1 protein-coding gene is annotated in these 1,016 nt (G+C 80.4%); it reads right to left on the bottom strand.

Annotated elements, in window-relative coordinates:
- Positions 1-43: 43 nt before the first annotated feature.
- The coding region (locus ACWGIU_RS38445) for an SCO7613 C-terminal domain-containing membrane protein (protein WP_453712800.1) at positions 44-1,016 on the bottom strand (973 nt) is incomplete at its 5' end.

Here is a 1,016-nt window from a genome sequence, read left to right as displayed (position 1 = left end):
GGCCCGGAGACTTTCACCGTCTCCGGGCCTCTGGCGTTTCCGCCTACCGCAGTCGGCCGATCGCGGCCCGCAGCCGGCGGGCGTCGCGCAGCCGCCGCTCGTACGTCGCCCCCACCGCCAGCAGCAGCAGGCCCGCCAGGGCCGGCGGCACCCAGCGCGGGAGCGCACCCGCGACCTGCACCACGTACGGGGCCAGCTCGTGCACCGCCACCGCCGCCAGCACGGCACCGCCGAGCAGGAGCGGAGCCTGGAGCCGCCGCTGCGCGCCCAGCAGGGTCACCATCAGCGCGGCCGCCCCCAGCAGCAGCGGGCGCATCCAGCCCGGGTCCCCCCAGGCCGCCAGCAGGCTCGGCACCAGCGTCGCCGCCAGGCCCGGGCCGTACGCCGTCCAGGACGAGGCCTGCGGGTCCCGGCGCCGCCGCAGCAGCCCCACCACGAGGGCGGGCACCGTCACCGGCAGCGTGTAGGCCTCCGGCGCGCTCACCCCGGCCTCGGCCAGCCGTACCCAGGTCGCCGCCGCGAGCAGCGCCCCCGCCGCCCAGCCCAGCACCCGCCGCTCCGGCCGCACCGCGGCGCCCGCGCAGACCACCCCGGCCAGCGCCAGGACCAGCGCCAGCGTGCCGGCCCGTCCGGCCGACAGGCCCAGCGCCAGTACGCCCGCCACGGCCGCCGCGATCTCGACGGGCAGCCGGACCCCGCCCAGCCGCGGCCCGAGCGCCGCCGCCAGCGCCGGGACCGCCAGCACCGGCAGCGACCACCAGACCACCGCCAGGTCCGACACCGCTCCCGCCGCCACCAGGACACCGGTGAGGTACCCGACCGCGCACACGGCCGCCCCGGACCGCACCGGTCGCGAGGCGGCCCCGTACGCCGCTCCCGCCGCGCAGCCCGCGCCCAGCAGGCCCCAGACCACGAAGGTCGCCGTCCGGCCGTCCAGCGCGCCCAGGGACACGTTCGCGGCCCCCGTCAGGGCGCACACGGCGGCCGCGATCCTCGCCCCGCGCCCGGAGGAGCGC

It is taken from the genome of Streptomyces sp. NPDC054840, from assembly GCF_053611065.1.
This window is presented reverse-complemented; position numbering and strand designations above follow the sequence as displayed.